We start from the raw sequence: 811 nt of genomic DNA on the forward strand, positions 1-811 counted from the left end.
CAGGACGCCGCCAGTTGCAGGCGGTAGGGATGGCGCCCGCCCCAGCGCCGCGCCAGGAGTTGCTGCCGCCGGTTCAGCGCTGGCGGCGTGTCGCTCCCGGCGCGCGCCGGCAGGCGCACCAGTTCGTCCGCCTCTTCATCGCTCAGTTCACCCAGACGCATCGTATGCCCAAGGTTGAAGAATCGCGAGGTCAGCCGCTGCTGATGGCTGTAGACATCAACCGGTTGGTGCGACGCCAGCACCAGCATCATCTGGTTGCGGTCCATCAGTGCGCGCATCGCATCGTAGAAATCGTCGTCGAACGCCTGGCGATGCCGGAAGAGCGTCTCGAACTCATCGAGGCAGAGGACGGGAAGGATCCCCTGCTGGCAACATGTCTCCACCAAGCGGGCGAACCCGATCCGGTCGTTCGCCTGCTGCAGCGCCGGGTGCAGCCGCCGGGGAAGCGCGGGGCGCAACGCTGCGGCGACGGCGTCGTACAGCGCAGCCTCGGTCGTGGCGCGCGCGTCCTGGAGCGAGAGATACACGACGGCGTAGCGACTGGAGTCCTGCACCCGCTGCCGCCACGTCTGATAGAAATGGTAGAGCAGCGACGATTTGCCGATGCGGCGCTCGCCGTACACATTGATGCTGATCGGCTGCGCGCCCTCCATCCGCAGCGCAATATCGCGCAATTCGCGTTTCCGCCCCACAAACAGGCGCGGATCGGTGATCATCCCGCCAGCGACGAACGGGCAACGCGCCTGGTCTGGTGAAGGAACGTTCGTCATAGGAGTGACGAGTGACAAGTGATGAGTGATTGACCTTTGGT

Annotated in this window: 1 protein-coding gene; it reads right to left on the reverse strand. The window is 65.1% G+C overall.

Annotated elements, in window-relative coordinates; genetic code table 11:
* Nucleotides 1-770: AAA-like domain-containing protein (locus tag NZ923_10735; GenBank protein MCS7230484.1), on the reverse strand; the 770-nt coding region annotated here is incomplete at its 3' end.
* Nucleotides 771-811 lie beyond the last annotated feature (41 nt).

The organism is Candidatus Kryptonium sp. (assembly GCA_025060635.1).
GTDB lineage: Bacteria > Bacteroidota > Ignavibacteria > Kryptoniales > Kryptoniaceae > Kryptonium.